At 59.4% G+C, this 16,499-nt stretch carries 21 protein-coding genes and 1 pseudogene; 12 read left to right on the plus strand and 10 right to left on the minus strand.

The annotated features are described in order from the left end of the window. Window positions 1-666: 666 nt before the first annotated feature. Entirely contained in the window at window positions 667-1,026 is a 360-nt protein-coding gene (locus QNA11_RS20200; protein ID WP_283484511.1) for a hypothetical protein, read from the plus strand. On the opposite strand, the gene QNA11_RS20205 is transcribed toward QNA11_RS20200, so the two are convergent. Next, entirely contained in the window at window positions 1,027-2,382 is a 1,356-nt protein-coding gene (locus QNA11_RS20205; protein ID WP_283481505.1) for a transposase, read from the minus strand. A 354-nt stretch (window positions 2,383-2,736) separates the two neighbouring features. Here QNA11_RS20205 and QNA11_RS20210 point away from each other — a divergent pair, with 354 nt between their 5' ends. The 4 genes from QNA11_RS20210 (at window position 2,737) to QNA11_RS20225 (ending at window position 4,179) form a co-directional block, all read left to right on the plus strand. Then, entirely contained in the window at window positions 2,737-3,084 is a 348-nt protein-coding gene (locus tag QNA11_RS20210) for a DUF2173 family protein (protein ID WP_281932599.1), read from the plus strand. A 273-nt stretch (window positions 3,085-3,357) separates the two neighbouring features. After that, window positions 3,358-3,666, plus strand: coding sequence for an SOS response-associated peptidase (locus tag QNA11_RS20215; RefSeq protein ID WP_281932600.1), 309 nt, complete (start codon window positions 3,358-3,360; stop codon window positions 3,664-3,666). After that, window positions 3,581-3,871 (plus strand): SOS response-associated peptidase family protein, encoded by a 291-nt coding sequence (locus QNA11_RS20220; RefSeq protein WP_281932601.1) that lies wholly within the window; start codon window positions 3,581-3,583, stop codon window positions 3,869-3,871. Before QNA11_RS20215 ends, QNA11_RS20220 begins: the two co-directional genes overlap by 86 nt. A 122-nt stretch (window positions 3,872-3,993) precedes the next feature. Further along, window positions 3,994-4,179: a hypothetical protein gene (locus tag QNA11_RS20225; protein ID WP_281932602.1), complete on the plus strand. Its 186-nt coding sequence runs from the start codon at window positions 3,994-3,996 to the stop codon at window positions 4,177-4,179. A gap of 231 nt (window positions 4,180-4,410) precedes the next feature. Here QNA11_RS20225 and QNA11_RS20230 read toward each other — a convergent pair whose 3' ends face one another. From QNA11_RS20230 to QNA11_RS20245, 4 genes are all read right to left on the minus strand, one after another. Beyond that, on the minus strand, window positions 4,411-4,602 hold the full coding sequence (locus QNA11_RS20230; RefSeq protein ID WP_281932603.1) for a hypothetical protein: 192 nt from the start codon (window positions 4,600-4,602) through the stop codon (window positions 4,411-4,413). A gap of 19 nt (window positions 4,603-4,621) precedes the next feature. Then, complete coding sequence (locus tag QNA11_RS20235; RefSeq protein ID WP_281932604.1) at window positions 4,622-4,819, minus strand: hypothetical protein; 198 nt, start codon at window positions 4,817-4,819, stop codon at window positions 4,622-4,624. A 272-nt stretch (window positions 4,820-5,091) separates the two neighbouring features. Next, window positions 5,092-5,529: a hypothetical protein gene (locus QNA11_RS20240; protein WP_283484512.1), complete on the minus strand. Its 438-nt coding sequence runs from the start codon at window positions 5,527-5,529 to the stop codon at window positions 5,092-5,094. 687 nt (window positions 5,530-6,216) lie between these two features. Further along, a complete protein-coding gene (locus QNA11_RS20245) occupies window positions 6,217-6,408 on the minus strand; it encodes a hypothetical protein (protein WP_281932606.1) in 192 nt (63 codons plus the stop codon). Between the two features lie 982 nt (window positions 6,409-7,390). Between QNA11_RS20245 and QNA11_RS20250 the strand changes: the two genes are divergently transcribed. Beyond that, window positions 7,391-7,555: a helix-turn-helix domain-containing protein gene (locus QNA11_RS20250; protein ID WP_281932607.1), complete on the plus strand. Its 165-nt coding sequence runs from the start codon at window positions 7,391-7,393 to the stop codon at window positions 7,553-7,555. Between the two features lie 398 nt (window positions 7,556-7,953). After that, complete coding sequence (locus tag QNA11_RS20255; protein WP_281932608.1) at window positions 7,954-8,142, plus strand: hypothetical protein; 189 nt, start codon at window positions 7,954-7,956, stop codon at window positions 8,140-8,142. A gap of 452 nt (window positions 8,143-8,594) precedes the next feature. Here the strand turns inward: QNA11_RS20255 and QNA11_RS20260 are convergent, their stop codons facing one another. From QNA11_RS20260 to QNA11_RS20270, 3 genes are all read right to left on the minus strand, one after another. After that, window positions 8,595-9,047: a type II toxin-antitoxin system MqsA family antitoxin gene (locus QNA11_RS20260; RefSeq protein ID WP_283484513.1), complete on the minus strand. Its 453-nt coding sequence runs from the start codon at window positions 9,045-9,047 to the stop codon at window positions 8,595-8,597. Continuing rightward, the gene (locus QNA11_RS20265; RefSeq protein ID WP_281932610.1) at window positions 9,040-9,357 is read right to left on the minus strand and encodes a type II toxin-antitoxin system MqsR family toxin; all 318 of its coding nucleotides are present in this window, start codon (window positions 9,355-9,357) and stop codon (window positions 9,040-9,042) included. Before QNA11_RS20265 ends, QNA11_RS20260 begins: the two co-directional genes overlap by 8 nt. A 627-nt stretch (window positions 9,358-9,984) precedes the next feature. Further along, window positions 9,985-10,800 carry a hypothetical protein gene (locus tag QNA11_RS20270; protein WP_283484514.1) on the minus strand — a complete coding sequence of 272 codons (816 nt, stop codon included), beginning with the start codon at window positions 10,798-10,800 and terminating at the stop codon, window positions 9,985-9,987. A 48-nt stretch (window positions 10,801-10,848) separates the two neighbouring features. Between QNA11_RS20270 and QNA11_RS20275 the strand changes: the two genes are divergently transcribed. Genes QNA11_RS20275 through QNA11_RS20295 form a run of 5 tightly spaced genes read left to right on the plus strand, consistent with a single transcriptional unit; the run spans window position 10,849 to window position 14,283 of the window. After that, window positions 10,849-11,283, plus strand: a complete 435-nt coding sequence (locus QNA11_RS20275; protein WP_283484515.1) for a TrbG/VirB9 family P-type conjugative transfer protein — start codon at window positions 10,849-10,851, stop codon at window positions 11,281-11,283. Next, on the plus strand, window positions 11,202-11,672 hold the full coding sequence (locus QNA11_RS20280) for a TrbG/VirB9 family P-type conjugative transfer protein (RefSeq protein ID WP_283484570.1): 471 nt from the start codon (window positions 11,202-11,204) through the stop codon (window positions 11,670-11,672). Before QNA11_RS20275 ends, QNA11_RS20280 begins: the two co-directional genes overlap by 82 nt. Before the next feature lie 9 nt (window positions 11,673-11,681). Then, window positions 11,682-12,509, plus strand: a complete 828-nt coding sequence (locus QNA11_RS20285) for a TraB/TrbI/VirB10 family type IV secretion system protein (RefSeq protein ID WP_283484516.1) — start codon at window positions 11,682-11,684, stop codon at window positions 12,507-12,509. 17 nt (window positions 12,510-12,526) lie between these two features. After that, window positions 12,527-13,780 (plus strand): type IV secretory system conjugative DNA transfer family protein, encoded by a 1,254-nt coding sequence (locus QNA11_RS20290; RefSeq protein ID WP_283484517.1) that lies wholly within the window; start codon window positions 12,527-12,529, stop codon window positions 13,778-13,780. Between the two features lie 14 nt (window positions 13,781-13,794). Continuing rightward, on the plus strand, window positions 13,795-14,283 hold the full coding sequence (locus tag QNA11_RS20295) for a hypothetical protein (protein WP_283484518.1): 489 nt from the start codon (window positions 13,795-13,797) through the stop codon (window positions 14,281-14,283). Between the two features lie 588 nt (window positions 14,284-14,871). Here QNA11_RS20295 and QNA11_RS20300 read toward each other — a convergent pair. Together QNA11_RS20300 and QNA11_RS20305 are read right to left on the minus strand one after the other, a co-directional pair. After that, the gene (locus QNA11_RS20300; RefSeq protein ID WP_283484519.1) at window positions 14,872-16,302 is read right to left on the minus strand and encodes a radical SAM/SPASM domain-containing protein; all 1,431 of its coding nucleotides are present in this window, start codon (window positions 16,300-16,302) and stop codon (window positions 14,872-14,874) included. Between the two features lie 20 nt (window positions 16,303-16,322). Continuing rightward, window positions 16,323-16,499: pseudogene (locus QNA11_RS20305) on the minus strand (IS3 family transposase); the annotation flags it as partial.

Below are 16,499 nucleotides of genomic sequence, written 5' to 3' on the forward strand. Positions count from 1 at the left end.
AAGCTGCGACGAATCGGGCAGCACGTCGCTCGGCACCACGGAGGGAGGCAAACAAACAAGCTATATCAACCGGTATTTAATATAAACAGCATGTTTGGATGGTTCGACTAGCCCTCAATCCGGTTAGCGCACTCGTCTGGGGGACAAGGGGTCGTGGGTTCGAATCCCGCCACTCCGACCATCTAACATTCGGAAAAAGGGCCAAGCCCGCTCGCCCGATATTGCGTCCAATCCTGGCCGAAGGTCGATCGTCCGGCCACTATGCGGCAGCTTTCCAGCTCTCCCAATAGAACTTTAATCTTGTGATCTTGGCGGCGGATTTAGGAGCGCGCCAATGGCTGAACACACAATCGCCCTTGCAGCCCTAATTTTGGGGGCATGTCTCATCCTGCGTATCATGCTGAGCGCCGGGCCATAGGCCGGGAATGAGCCGGAGAGGCTGTCCAGCACTGCCCGCGCGCAGGGCGGGCGCCTTAATGGAAAGACGGCCCGCCGCTAAAGATGCAACGGGCCGTCAGATCAGGCCAGGCGCCTGCGACAGTCTCACACACTCAAATCCTGTGAAGGGCGCGGGATTCCGGCCGGCCGATATTTCTAACCGAGCCACTCGACGCGGTCGTCTGACGATCTAACTGGCGGGTCTCCAGCACTCTGCAGGAGGCCCAGATGTCTAGTTTGAGAGCCATGGGTTCGACGGCTGCGCTTTGCGCCACGGTTGCCGTTTCCCTCGTGCCGACCTCATCGTTCGCCGGCGTCATGAGCATCACCGACAAGGCCAGCGTCAGCCTGTCGTCATCCACCAATCAGGTTGATTGGCGCCCCTATCGGCATCATCACCATCGTTGGCACATGGGCTGGTATTACGGCTGGCCACGCTATCGCATCGGAACCTACGCTGCTGCGGCGCCTTTAGCTGCCTACGGATCCGCCTATCCAAGCGGTTGCGGAGTCCACGGCACTGCCTATCCAGCATATGGCGGTTGCGGCGCGTGGGGTTATCAGCGCGGTGACGAAGTCGCAGCTTGATTAATCGGGTTCCGGAGCGGCGATGACGGCGAGCAAGGCCGGCGCGCCGCCGATGTCGGCGATGATGACGATGCCCGTGGCGCTATCTGTCCGAATAACGAACAAAAAGGCGTTTCTGGCCGCCTCGGCGCGTTCTCTTGGCGTCCCGCAGCCGACGAGGGCGCGCATCAGGACGCCAAGATTGAAGCCTGCGACGTGGATCAGATAGCGCTTGGCGATGTTCTCGCGACCGCGAAGCCAAGCCCGGCGCATGCCGCCGCCATCCAGCACATGGGCGAAGCTGCGTTCGACCAGCTCACCGCGCTTGCGCATGGCGGCGCGTCCAACGCCCGATTTCAGCCGTGCGCGGTTGGCGTAAACGGCGTCGCGCGCTTCTTCGTCTCCATGCCAGCGCAAATAGCCCTTCGCCGGCAAAGGCTCGCTGATCCGGCTCTTCCACTCGCCGTCGTCAAGGCCTTTCAAAACCTCGCGCGAATGATAGCCTTTGTCCGCGATGATTTCGCAAGGATCGTCCGGCGTCGGCGCGAGGCCGACAGCCGAGAGATTGGCCTTCGCCGTCTCCAGCGTGTCGCCAAGCGTCGTCGTATCGCCCTTGTCCGCCTCGTGGATCGGCGCGGCGACGATCACGCCTGTGTCGAGGTCGACCGCATGTTCCGGCTTGTAGGCGAGATGCGTCGTTCCGTCCTTCATCCGCGCGATCTTCGCCTCGGCGTCCGTGGCGCTCGTCCAATCGTCGTTCGAGAGCTTCTTGCCTTTGCGCTTACGGTCGAAACGCGCCAAATCCTCGGCGTTCGGCGTCGCGATCCCGCTTTCCTTCGCCATGCCCTCGAGCATTGCGCGATAGGTCTCGCCATTGTCGCGCCGCACGATGCTGCGCAGCGCCGCGTTCGCCTCCATGGTCGAGCCGTCGACGCCGATGCGCTCGCCCTTCACGAGGCCGCGCTCGGCGACGAGCTTCAAGATGAAACCGAATACCTTCTCGTGAACCTCATGCGGCAGACGCGAGCGCGTCTTCGACAGCCATGAATGATCCGGGACTTTCTCGCGCGTCGATAGCCGCAAGAAATCCCGCAACGAAAAGGAATCCGCGCAGCGCCATACGATGCCGCGTTCGCTGTCGAGCCCTTCGAAGTAGCCCACCATGTGCATGCGGAAATAGCGCCCTGGTGGCAACGAGGGCGCGCCCATCTTCGCCGCGTAGTAGGGCTTGCAGGCGTTCTCGACGAAAACGTCGAAGCCCGCGTCCAGTAGAACCTTCTGAAGCTCGTCGTAAAATGCGTGCCCCGGAGAGCGCGGCAGATCCGCCCAGCCGACAACCAGATCTTCCTGCGTCCCCGTCTCACGCCGCATCGCCATCGAACCAACCTCGGCCGAATCTCACTTGGAAACGGAATCAGTCAGACGCGACTTCGTCAACGGGCTGTTATGGCGGAGGTCTGTTTGGCATGGGGCTTGGCCCGTTCTAGCCGCCCGGCCTACTCCATACTTCAAGCAAAACGCCCCGCCGCTGCCTTTGCGGTCGGGGCGTTTCTCGCTCCGGGTTCCTGGCAGGGGCCGGAACGAATGAGTTCTCAGCGCCCGCTGTGACGAAAACAAGGCCTATTCCGCCCGGGGCATGGCCGTCGCGCAACGTGAGCGCCGGGATGCGCGAAGCGAGCGAATAAGCGGGTGCGCGGCGCCGCGGTGACCGTCGCAAAGGTGGAGAGAAAAATGGCGGCATTGACCGACCTTGCAAAATTGGATGGCGTCGTCCTCGCATTTGAGTTCGCCCCGGACGGCCGCCTGCTTAATCACGAAGCGACCGCCGAGACGCCGCCCGGGATGACTGAGATGGCTGCGGCTGCACAGTTCTGTGCGTCTGTAACGACCAACTTCAACGCGCTTGCCGAAGCATTCTCCAAACTGAGCGGCATGCAATGGATACCCCAACAGGGGTGGGCGTATTCCGGGGGTGAGTATACGATAGCCATCGGCTGCAACGGCTATCGCGGGGTTTTCATCAAGACCGAGAAGGCCGACTTCAACCAACTGTTTGAGCTACTGGTTGCCAGCAAATAGCTGGCTTGCGATGGGCACAGCGCGGGGCTATGGCTGGCGCAGCCGCGCGGATAGGTCCGGCCCCGCGATCGGCACGCAATAGCGCCGATGAGAGTGCGGCGTTAATATCGACCCCATGTGCGGACGGTTCACGCAATCCTATACATGGGCGGAGGTCGAGCGCTTCCTGAGCGTAATCGGCCCGGCGCGCAATCTACGGCCGCGCTACAACATTGCGCCTACCACGCCGATCGACGTCCTACGGCTTGGGGGGCCGGCCGCGAGCTCGTCTCGATGCGCTGGGGCCTCATCCCATCATGGTGGAAGAAGCCGCTCAACGAACTGCCGTCGACCTTCAACGCCCGCGCCGAGACACTTGCCGAAAAGCCGATGTTCCGCTCGGCGTTCAAGTCGCACCGCTGCATTATCCCGGCCTCGGGCTTCTATGAGTGGACCGGCAAGCCGGGCGCGAAGACGCCGCACTATTTCTCGGCCCCAGACGGCCGCCCGCTGGCCTTTGCGGGCCTTTTGGGAGTGCTGGCGCAATCCGGAGACGAACGAGCCTATCGAATCCGCAACTATCATCGTGGGGCCCGCACATGAGTGGACGCAGCCCTTTCACGACCGCATGCCGGTCATTCTCGACTGGTGCGACGCGGGGGCATGGATGCACGGCGACTATCCGCCCGCGCTCCTGCACCCGCCGCCCGAGGACGCCTTGCGGGAATGGGTGGTGTCGACCCGGGTGAACCGGGCGGGCGCCGGGGACGATGATCCGGCGCTGATTGAGGCGGTCGAGCCGGCTTGATTATGCTCTCCGCCACTCGCCCCCTACTGCGACCTGTCCGGACAGAAGTCGGGCAGCCCGGCGCCTTAGGGCTCGCCCCTCGACCCGCTCGCCCCATGTGTCAGGCAACTGGAGAGCAGACCATGGCCGACAGCGATCGCAATCCCAACCAACAGAAAAATCGCTATATTTTCGCAGGGACCGGTGCGGTTCTGGGCGCAGTAGCGGGTCTCGGCGCCGCCGGCGCGATTGCGGCGCTGGGGGGAGCCGCGCTCGGCGGCCTGTTGGGTTATAATCTCTTGGCGCGGATCGGGGCGCGGAAACATTAACGTTCCGGCGGTTGCTTCTGCCCAATGGGATAGGCCACCGAGGCGCATCTTCTGACGGTCGCGCCGCAGCCGCCGGCTGCAGCGAGGGAACCTCGGCCAATTTAAGAAGGCGAGAGACGTCGTCCTCGCCCGGCGCGCACGGCCGGAGAGCGCTCATCCCGAGGTCGCGCATGTTCCTGTGGTCCATGGCGGGGAGGGTGCAACAAGATGTCCTGAGCAGCCGCAGCGATGTCAGTTTCTAGCCTGGCCGCTTTCGCTCGCTCGCTTGGCGAGCGCTTCGTCTATCAGCGCCCTGATCTCGGGACGAACTTTTCTGCTGCCTTTTTCGAATAGTCCGGCGATCTGGCCAGCCCGAATTTTGGCCGCTCTGATGCGGCGTCTTTCTTCTGCCAATCTGGCCGCTTGGGTCTTGATGAGGGTCACGTTCCCGCCTCCGCAAGGATCAACGGTGGGGAGGCACTTTCCCAAGCGGGTCGGTCTGCGCAACATCCTTGCCTAGATCGCTCGCTGGTTGAACGCCTTGCTCTAACGCGGCGTCTTTCTGCCGCCCCTTTATTCCATTGAGCTCAGTCTTGCTTATTCGAATAATTTCCTGCGTCGCTTCAAGCGCCGCAGCCGTCATTTCCAATTCGCTTGCCATTAGCGGCTCTCCCGCCATCGTATGAGATGGGAACTTCACTGCAGGCTCACCGTTCCCTCCGCAACGAACTTTGTTGGAGCCATCTCTCGCGTCCAAGTCGGCACAACAAAAACGCCCCGGGCTTACATCCGGCGTCGGGGCGCTTCTCAGCCTACCCTCTTGCCAACAAATCAGCTCAGAGCTCTGCGGGTGCGCCAGAGCCTTCTCGGCTACCAAGGTAGTGCCCTGGCCATTTTCGCGCACCCGCGCCCCGCTCTGCCCGGCGCACGGCGTTACCGGCGCTCCCCGTCGCATAGGCGTCCAGCACTCTTCCAGTCCGTCCAAATAGCCTGCCGCGCGGCCTCGAGGTCGATCGTCCCGGCGCAGACCGCGCGGGCGAGGCAGACCTCGACGCGGTCTTTCGCTTCCGAGTCGTCGTGATCCTGCAAGATCAGGTTGCGCCGATCGGCGGGCGCGCCTCCCAAGGCCGGAGGGATGCGATGGTCGAGCACGAAATCTGCCATCAGCTCGAGCGGCAATCCCTCCCGCTGGAGCATCTCGCGTTTCACGTCGTTAGTGTAGGAGACAGGCGGTCGGACGGCAGGGGTATTTTGCGTTTTCAGGACGAGGCTGCATTCTCTTCCCGCGTCGCCCGAGAAGCGGCAGGCGTCGAGTTCATCCCGAGCGGCGGTGGGGCGGGGGTGCGGCTGGAAAACAAAGGCCCCGGTCATTTTCAAGTTAGATAGGTGCAAGTCATAGGAGGCCCTGACTATGAAGATTTTCCTTCAAGATACAACGAGAAAGACAGTATTCACTGTCGCGTGTGCAACGAGTTTCTCCCTGCCTGCGGCAGCGGCCCAAAAACAACCCAACTCAGAATATGGACTGCTCATTTCAGCCCTCGTTCATCAGAACCTTGCTTCAGTCCTCGCGCGGCGCGACCCAGGCTCGAATGCGGGTCCCGGCCAAGGGGCAGCCTCTTGCTCATTCTGGATAAAGCCAACTGCACAGGTAACACGGCTGAAATGCTCAGGCTCGACGCCTGGACAGGCTGCTGTACTGCGGCAGACGATAAAGGCGACACAGTTCCCCCCCGCCTCCAGGACCTGGCTTCGCGGCGGAGCAAACGGTCAAATTTTCCTGCCGATTGTGGCAGGGCGGTCCACCATCCGAAATGCAACTTTCGTCCAACTAGCTATAGGTTGATAAGGCATGAATAGCGTCATTTTCTGTGTGTAATTCCGCGCGCTTATCGAGATCGATCCCTACGATGGCGGAATAGTTGTCGCCTGGGACTTCTCCGCGAGGGGCGGCGGCGGATTGTGCGCTCGTCTTTGTCGGTTGCTTCGGAAGAGCCCCGCCGCCAGGTGGCCGGGGCACGAGGATCAGGCGGACGGCGGGTTGGTGATGAGATGCGCTCAAGCGCTCGTATAATCTGCGGCGTCACAGGCCAGCGATTGGAGGGCCGCAGCGTCGCGCGGGTCCGATAGGTCCGCCTCGCGAAGCGCCAACCGCATGGCGCGGGCGAGCCCGGCAGCTTTGACGGCGTGGTCTTCAAGCGACAAGAGCACGCCGCAGCGCGCGGGATCGTGAAGAAGCGTGTCAGTCATTCGGGGTTTCTCCTTGGGTTTGCGGCGGGGCCGCCGGGTAATGGGCGCGCGGTCAGGCGCCCCAGTAGGTTTGCGCCGAGAGGGTCACGGCGAACGCATAGGCCACGCGGGCGGCGAGCGCTTCGTCCGCAGCTCACACGAAATCATTCGGGTGCCGGCCTCGTAGCGCCTCGCCCATTCGACGGTGAGCGCTCATCATCGCGACAAGCTCCACGACCGTCGGGCTCTCTGCTTCGGCCCAGCGGTCATTACTACGCCTCGGCGCCGGCGAACTTCCAGAGGGCGCGGGCGTGCAAGGACGCGATCGGCTAGAACTATCGATTGCGCGGCGTGCCTGCCACGCGCGGCCGGTGCCATCAAAGCCGAAATAAACCGATCCGACGCGACCATTATCTTTGATGTTCTCGGAGAGCGACATGGGCTGGTCTCAGTAAATCCGCGGGCGATGAGTGGACGCGGGCTCGAACCGCGAAATGAGGTCGTCTCGAATCGGCTATCTCGCGGAGCATGTAGCCCACGGGCGGGTCCGCCGAGGCCCTCCGCGCCTCATCGGAAGTCTAGGGTGGCGGCAGGCAACACATCCACGTTGGTTTGCAGCGCCAAGAGCACGCATTCGGCCCGGAACGACGACAAGCGGTCAGCAGTCAAGGCCGTCTGAAAGTTGCACATGGAAAGGTCCTCTTGCGCGCGAGAGAAACCGGGCGCGAACATATCGAGGCGGTCGCGTGGGGGTGAGTGACGAAAGTCAGTTGCGAGCGAAATTCCCGAGGCGCGAGACGATATTGAGGATGATCCGGCCGGAGGCTTGGAGAACGTCGAGGGCCGCGATGATCACGACGCAGACGAGAAAGACGCCTTACCCATTCAGCGCTGCGCTCTTTCATAATCTTGCGGTACTTGATCGAAACTGGCGCAATCAGCAGGGGCATTTTCGCGGCCATGTCTGACAAACGACTCGCGACAGTCCTGCACCCATTGGCGCATGCAGATCGCCGCCCGCCGGCTTGTCGAGACCAGGATTACGGTTGATCGCTTGGCGGAACACTGCGGCTATGAATCGGCAGCTTCCTTCAGCCGCGCATTCAAACGGACTTTCGGCGTGTCTCCCGCGACGTTTCGCAAGAACCAGGCACAACGAGCTGATTGATAGATGATCTCCAGACGCCGGGTCGCCAACCGGCAAAATTCGTCTTCCGGTAGCCACTGCGGCTTATTCGAGACTGCGTAATCGTAGCCGTGGGGCGATCAATCATTCCGCCTTCGCCTTCCGCAACCGGACGCCCGCGTCGCCACCGTTCTCGGGGATAAACTCGACGCCTGCCGCTGCCGGTCGGCAGCAAAAGTAATTAGGGGGTAACGCGTTCGGACGATGGCCGCTTGATCGTCTTGTTTTCACAGAATCATAGGCTTAGGTTTCAAACGATCCGGGCACCCCCTCCGCGCTCGGCAAGAGAAACGCCCCGACGCCGGATGTAAGCGCGGGGCGTTTTTGTGGATATTAACAGGCGAGAGCGCCCTAGTTATTCATCCATGCGATCTAAAGACATGCGCTCCAAAGACCACGCCCTCTGGCTTGCAGAAAGAAAGCGCCGCGCGACGGCTGCCCAAATTCGGGCCGGCAAAGTTCCGGGTCTCTTCGAGCAAGGCAGCAAAATAGTCCGTCCTGAAATCAGGACGTTGATAGACGAAGCGCTGGACAAGAGAGCGCGCGAGAGCGGCGAGACCGAAAACTGATCTCTAGGAGCCCTCAAAGAGCTCGAACGCCCGCCCGCGACTTGCCCTACACTGTGACGAGTGGGCCGAATAGACGAAGGCCGCTCAGCGCGAGTGTGACTGAGCGGCCTTCTCAACCCCTCAAAAGCTTCCCCCGCTGTACACCCGCCGAGCATGGGGAGCCGGAGAGGTGGAGGTTTTAGGTAGACCTCTCCGTCCAGGCCGCAAGCGCCCCTTAGCAGGAAACAGCCGGCTCCGGATGCGCAAGGTTGAATTGTTTCAGGACCTCGGCCAGATCCGAAGCGTATCGGTGAGCGCCGAGGTCAGAAAAACGGCCGATAGGCGACATAGCCTTGAGCAGACTTGGTGGCAGGCCGGGGAATATCAAGAACTTTTAATAACTGCAGTACCCTGCGGAGGGGTGCCGTGGGCTGTGCCTCACCTTCGTGAGGAAGTGGCTCACGGCAGCTAAATCAATCGCCCGCGCGGAGTTCGCCGAACGAAGGCGAAGTAGGCGCAGGATGTGGCCGGGCAGACAGAACGGCCAGACCCGAAGGATCATGGTCGAGCAACGCCAGTGCGCTGCCAATCGCACGGCTGGGCAGAAGGTCGCCCGCCTCGTATTTCTGGAAGGCGCGCGGCCCGCCGCCGATCAGTTCGCCCGCTTGCTCTTGGGTCAAGCCCAGCTTCGTGCGAATGCGCTTGACCTCCTCGGGTGAAGGCAAGCCCTCTCTCTCGGCTTTGAGCCGATTAAGGGCGCGGTCGGAGACCTTCATGTCCTCGCCCGTGTGGATGCTTTCGCCGGACTCCTCGCAATACCAGCCGGGCATGTCGAAGGTGATGCTCGCGCCCTTGTAGTCGAGGGTCATGGGACGCACCCCGCGCTGCATAGGTGCTCCCGTCGTCGGACAGACTGGATTAGTCATTGTCTTTCTCCTTGAACGACAGCAACAAAAACTCGGTCACGGCGTCGGCCGTGAACTTGACGTAAAGCGCGCCGACCGGCGAGGGCACGTGATAGACGTCCTGCCAAATCCGATGATCTGCGTAAGAGGTCATGGATTTGTAGAAATGCTCGCGCTGCATGGTCTGAATCGTTGCGGCGATGTCCTCTCGGCCGAACCCCAAGGCCGCAGCGCTTCGCACAGCCGTGCCCGTAACATTGAGCTTATCGGCGTCCCCGCAAGCCGCCTTAAAAGCTGTCAAATCGTAGGTCGGCTTCCGCTTTTCAGTCATGGGGTATGATACACCATAATGGTGTATAGTCAAGGAAATTATTGTTTGGCTTATGCTAAGCCGACGCAGGCTTTCGGCAGGGGAAAGCGGCAGTTGCAATCCGAAAAGCGGGCCGCATCAAGGCGATGGCAATGGCTGTCAAAGTTGACGGAGCATTGAAGGCTGACTGTCGACATTCTATATTAGAGGCCGCGCAGTTATGCCACGCAAACTCATGAGGGTCTTAGATGCAAATTGCCGGTCAACTCGCTGCCGGACATGAATTGAGCCGGGCTGTTTTAGTTTTCGTCGTCGCGTTGCTTATTGGCCTCCTGACGCTGGCTGCTGTCGCTTCCATGCGGACAGACTGCTCTACAGAGAACACCTATCTGGGAACCCAAGACGGCTCATACCTCGTCACGGAAAACGGGGAGCGGATGATTATCGGGCAGGAACAGCAATGCCACTTGTTGGCCGGTCCATTCCGACTTCCGCTTTGGCGCTTGCCCCTTCCCTGACACGGCCTGAAAGCGGCGGCGCGTCGCCGTTCCGCTGACCAGCCTTTTGATTTACGCGAGTTCGGTCGCACGCGTCGCGGGCGCCCATGAGCCCCATTCCTTCATCAGCAACACGCCGCCAATGTCGAACTTACTGGCCATGCAGCCTGGGTTTTGCGGTGTGGACTTGCGATATGTCGTCCCGCTCCGTAGCCCGTCGCATGGATTCCAGGCGCTTTTTTTCGACTTCATGGCGTTCGATAGGGCCCCGTATCGGTTCGTAGATGTCATGAAAGCCGCGATGAAAATTCTTAGCCATGCGCAAGACCAGGTTGGCGAACTCGTGGACGTCCCCCTGCGTTTCTCGGATCGTTTGCTTCAAACGCACTGATGTATCGCCGCTATCACGCAAGTATTTTTCGTCGACCTCGCCGCCATTGTGCTCATAAACGTGGCGGCGCTGAAACATGCGGGTGGCGGTCCCGATGTCTCCCTCTGTTAGACCCTCACAGATGTCGATATCAAAGCCGCCAATTAGCTCCCTTCTGGTCGCGACAAGATCACGAAGGCGCATCTTTCGAATGCGCTCGCACCGCATCGAGCGCATCGGCCTATTTTTGATAAGCTGATCCGTATATTGCCCCACGAAGATATCGAAGGCTGAACCGATATCCTTTAGAGAATTCGACGGAATGCCGCCGCATTTCAGATCCGCGCGGATCGCCGGAATGATATTGTCGACAAGCTCATCAATGTCATTGCGGGTGCCGCAACCTGTGCAATAGGCAAATCGCCCCAAGATATCGTTGTATTCGCCGCACGCCGAGCAATTGAACTGCTTCTGTTGGCTTTCCTCGGCATAATAAGATGGCGGTTTTTCAATGTCCTTTCCTGCGGCGTCAGCGACGGCATCCATGTCGATTACGTGGTCGCCGTCCTCCTCGGAATTCAGAGCCTCATTTAGCATCTCACAATACTTTTGCACATACACACGCTGCGAATTGGAGAGAAACTGATGGCGTTCGCCGCGAGCGTAGCGTCTTCGGTGATGGCGGAACGAGCGCCGCGCCCAGTGCCGGCGGACTACAGGATTAGGACCGTGCCGTTCGAGAAAGATAACGTCGTGATGCTTTACGGCACCATGGGCGTCTCGACGATGATCGTATTCGGTGAGGATGAACGGATCGCAACGGTAGCGATGGGCGACACGCTGGCATGGCAGGCGGTGCCCGACCAGTCCAAACGCTTTTTGTTCCTCAAGCCGCTAGATCGGGATGCGGCGACGAACATGAACGTCGTCACAAACAAGAGGATTTATAACTTCGTCCTTAAGCCCGGAACGATCGGGGCGAGAGGGCGGTTTACAAACTGCGTTTCACCTATCCCGACGAAGAGAGCAGCGCTCGCCTTCTCAATCAAGCAAAGGAGATGGCGGCGTGGCCGAATTTGAAGGGACTGACGTGGGAGAATATGAACCTCGACTACGTCTACAAAGGCAGAGAGATTACCAAGCCCGCAAACGTCTTCGACGACGGCGTAAAAACCTTCTTCTATTTCGAGGGTGACGTACCCGCGATCTTTCAAGTCAACTCCGACTTGACCGAAACGCTTGTAAATTACCGTCGCGAAGGAAGGTGGATCGTGGTGGATAAGGTCGCGGGGCAATGGACCTTGCGACATGGCGATGAATCCACCTGCGTGTTCAATTTGCGAGGTCGCAAAGAGGAAATGCCGCGCGTCGATGTGACGGACGTTCAACCGACGCTGCAAGCGCGACACGCGCCGACCGAAAATGTATTCGAGCGGGTGTTTTCGACGTTGGCCGCCGCGCAACAATAAGGGCTGAACATGGCGAATGATGATTTCGAGCTCGAAGGCCGGCTTGCGGAAACAGTCACGCAACGCGGGGCAAATCCGAACTTGATGGTAGGGGCGGCGGCCTTGGGCGCCGCTGCACTTTTCCTCGGGGTAGTAGTTTACACTTCGAACGCGAAAAAGCCGCAGAAGCCGCCCGAGTCGGCGGAGGTATTTAACGCGGCGAAGATGGAACCGGGTATCAGCTTCGATAAGCCCGCGCCGAAAGAGGAAAACAAGCTCACGCTGCCACCGGCAACACCTGTGCCCGCCCCTGTCTCCCAGGGGCCGGTAATCGTTCCAGCGGACCAGGCGGTGGTTGACGATGGAGCGGCGCGTGAAGCGGCAGAACTCGAGAAGCGTCGTAAGGAAGAAGAAGCGAGAAGGCTAGCGCGTTTGCGATCGCCGATGCTCATTGTGGATCAAAAGGACGCTTCGGCGGCGGCTGCCGAAGGCGGCACTGTGAGAGTCCAGGCGCAGGACGAAGAGAAAGACGAAAATCGACGGTTTCAGCAAAACGTCGGCGGTCAAGACGTCGAAGTCGCGCGGGCGCGTAAGAACAATCGTATTGATGCGCTGGTGCCGCAAGGGACGTTTATTCGGGCGTCTCTGGAAACGGCCATCCAAAGCGATTTGCCCGGCATGGTTCGCGCGATCACGAGCGAGGACGTGTATTCCTTTGACGGCCGGCGTGTACTGCTCCCCAAGGGGACGATGTTGACAGGCGAATATCGTTCGGCGATCGCGCGAGGGCAAACGCGCGTCTTCATCGTGTGGACGCGCGTTCTCCGGGCAGATGGCCGTCGCGCGCGACCGATGTGATGAACATCGCAAAGAGCATGATCGAGACGCCGGTGAACGCGGATGCGTATTGGGTCGAGACCGCGCACGGATTGTTCGGTGGATTGCTCGCCTATGTGCTGGAAAGCCGTACGACAGAAGGAAAGCGGACGCTGCAATCTGTCCTAAAAATGTTTAGCACGGGCGCGTCTTTGGGGCGTCGCTTCGCGGAAATTATCGTGAACGAACCCGAGTTGCATCCTTTCATCGTCGACAAATTTCGCCAACATCTCGGCCGAGACGAAGAGCAAAGGCTGTCTTTTGAATCTCATATCGTCACGTCGCTTGAACCTTGGAACAATGAGCTGGTCGCGGCCGCGACGAGCTGCTCCGACTTTGACGTAGCAGAGTTTCGGCGGAAGCCGTTTACGGTTCTGCTGTGCAGCCCGCCCGGCAATTTGCGGTCGGTTATGTCGGTCATCCGGCTCTTTGTGGAAATGGTGCACGACGTTCTGCTGCGACATCTCCCCGGCGCGGATGAGCCCTATAAAGTGCTGCTGCTGCTCGACGAGTTCTACCAGTTCAAGAAACAAAGCGAGATTGTTGACCGCGCGCCTCTCGTCGCCGGATACGGATTTCAAATCGCGATGGTGTCGCAAAGCATCGCCTCGCTCGATGTCACCTACGGGAAGTCCACCCGCGAAATGCTGCTGGGGAACATGGACGTGAAGCTGTTCGTGGCGATCGGCGATGAGTTGACGGCCGATTATGTCTCTCGCGCGCTCGAGAAGCATTATGTGCTGCGTGAGGGATGGGGCGAGTCTAATTCGGCTTCGCCGGGTGGATGGGGAGGGATGCGGCAGAGCCGTTCGATTCAACGCCGATGGGAGCCGGTTCCGCTGATTTCACCGGACGCTTTGGGGCGTCTGGACAATGGCAAGATGGTCTTGCTGTTGCGCGCTCAGTGGGGTTCGGTACTCGAGAAGGTTAATTTTTATCGCGACGCGCAGTACCTACAGGCGGTGAAGGCGGCGCAGCCTTTCGAGCGCCTCGTATCGGCCCCGAATGTGCTTGGCGATAAGACGCTCAATGACGATGAGCCCGACGAAGAGGGCGCGGGTAGGCGGCCGGGGCGGGCGGCGATCGGCCGCCGTCGGCGATTCAGGCGGTGCGCGATCTGGCCTCTCGCGCGTTTGTCGATCCGACGATGTTCAATGAGAAATTCGTGGATGCGATGGAGCAAGTGTCAAATCAGCCGATGGCGGAACTGGCGGCGACGTTGCGCCAGTCGCCCGAGAAGCTCGGGACGTTGAAAATCGGTCGAGGAATGTTCGCAAGGCGCAGCGTCGAAGACGTGCTCCTTGACCTGCGCAAGGCGGCGATCGCGGCGAAGCGGTCGCTGAATGATGATAGGGCGCAGTTGGCGCCTGTGGACGGGGCGCCGATGGTGGACGCGGCGGACGCGGTGTCGGCGGCGGACGCGGGGCCGGTGACTGGCGAGGCGCCTGCGATGACGTATGGGGGCGGCGAGATGCCCTTCGCCGCCCAGGGCGACGAATCCGATTCCGATTCCGAGACCTTGGAAAGGGAGGCGGAATTAAATTTTGGGGCCGTGGTCTCGGGCGTCGAGCGGCTGAAAGCGAATGGTGAGGTCGTGTCGGCCGCGCTGAAGGCGCGATTTGGCGAGGAGGTCGAGGGGCTCTCGTTAAGCATGGGGATGTTCCTCGATACGCCGGACGATCTTTGGAAGCATATCCAACAGCGACGCGGCGCTGCGGCACGAGATAGGGTCGCGGATCGGTGGCGACTTTGGTAGTGACTTCCGCGTTATATTTCGGCGAGGGACCGGCCTTCGGTAGTGGGTCAGTTTGAATTTCGCCAATGCGTCATAAGCGGCCGTAAATCGATGACCGATTAGCGCCATAACGAGACACTCTCGGTCTAACTTCACGTATTCGGCCTGTTACGCAGCAATTCTTACGTCCTCAGCTCTTGTCCCCAGCAATCTTGAAGAATGTCCGGAATTTGTCCGGGACTTTCGTCGTCTGCTGGTGCTCCGTGACGCAGTCACAGTGGCACATATCGCAGTCGCAGTCCGGGTCAGGGGCACAATTCGGGTCGGTTTCGCAAACGCAAACCCCCTCACAATGGCAAATGTAGTCGCAATCCGGGTTGCTTACGCATTGGCAAACATAATCTTCACATTCACAAGAGCATTCGGGCGGATCAAGGTCACACTCGCACTTATGTTCCGGACAGGGTTCGCCAATAAAGCGCACCTCGCTCGCAAACTCTTGGTCTGCCGAAGAGTCGCCGGCGTTGTTAGATGGCGAGCGTTGACTAAGTGTGACAAGGCGGATTTTCGGAACCATGAGAATCCCCCGCTTCTACACTTGGAGGTGGTTTAACAACCGAACGAAATGATATTTGCGTGCTCTAAGTTACGAGGTTCGATGATGCCGTCCGCCAGCCAGGCGATGAGTTGTTTGTTGATCCGATGGGCAATCTGACAACGATATGGATCCGGAGAATAGAGATCCCCCTCAGAAAATCTGAAGCTTCTGACCGGACAGTCGCCGGCGCATTGATACCTGAGAAAGCAGCCTTTACAGGCCTCCATGTTACCGGAAACTCTTAATCTCAACTGCTCAATTTGAGCATGATTCAATATTATTCGGCCCTCAATCGGATCAACTTTGCCGATAAAGAATTCACCGGCAGCCGCGTCCATGGGATCGAGCACCTCGTAGCACGTTGTAATGTTTCCGTCAGGAGTAATGCAACGATTTTGTCCACATGCCGCGCAGAATCGTTGACGATAACGCTCAAAGCAGTGAATCCCCGAATATTTGACACTAATATCGTGCTTCAGACCTTGGAGAAAGCATTTCAGGAACTTTTCGGCGAATTCGTCCGCATCCGGTCTCGAAAGGGAGCTGGTGGCACACCGTCCTGTCAGTGAAACGGGTTCAAAATGAACCGCTGCAAGACCCAGTTGCTTCGCCAACTCGACTGTTTCTTCCATCGTCTCTAGGGCGTTGTCGGTAATCGTTGCCCGAACGGAAACGCGCCGGCCAGCTTTTACGAGCATTTTCAAGTTGCGCGTCACGACGTCATAACTCGGTCGCCCACCACGGAAAGGCCGCAGGCGATTCTGGATGTCGCGCGGGCCATCCAGACTAATATTCACATTAATATTGTTGTTGACGATCCAACGATGCACCGAATCGCGGTACGTCCCATTGGTGCCCATACCCACGACCGGCTGTAATCTCGCCGAGCGGGAACGCTCACAGAATTCCGCAACAATCTCTTTCAATGTGGCAAATTCAATTGTCGGCTCTCCGCCGCCATGGATTGTCAGGTGCACGTTTCTTATGTCGGCCCGCCCTTTAGCGGTGCCTGAACTGAGCGACGAAAAAAAATTGTCCATCGCGAGATTCCAAATCTCTCTGCTAATGGTCTTTGCCGCGTCTCCCCCGCGCGCGTAACAATACGCGCACCGGAGATTGCACTTGGTAGTAACAAATATGGCCAAGTGGGTCGTTGAACCCGAATTGTCCGGCGCACTGGGCCTCTGAATTTTATTCGCGTCTTTCAATTCAATCAAAATACCGAGTCCACGCAATTTCTCAGCAATTCCGCTCAATCGATTGCAATCTTTATCTGGTAGTTCTTCGAATGGATCAGCATCTTCCTGATTCTTGAGGAATGCCAGCATGCCCTCATTCATAGAGGCACAAGTGCGAGTGGCGGGGTCGAATAGGTAGATACCGTCGTTATGCTTGAACACCGATACCCGAGGATTCAATGTCAGGCGACTTGCTTGACCCATGGTGACCTGCCCCTGAACTTTCATCCAGCAATAATTAGAGTCGGAGCGTTTGATACGCCCGAGGGCGCGGATGTAGCAACAGGCGATCGGCGGAGCTGGTCGGGGTTGCGCAGCCGATCGCCTGTTGCGGTGAGATTGGCCGCATAGTCCGCTGGCGTCGCGTAGCCGAGCGAAGAATGCGGGCGTCGATGATTATA

Origin of the sequence: Methylocystis sp. JR02, from assembly GCF_030063565.1 — a bacterium.
Taxonomy (GTDB): Bacteria; Pseudomonadota; Alphaproteobacteria; order Rhizobiales; family Beijerinckiaceae; genus Methylocystis; species Methylocystis iwaonis.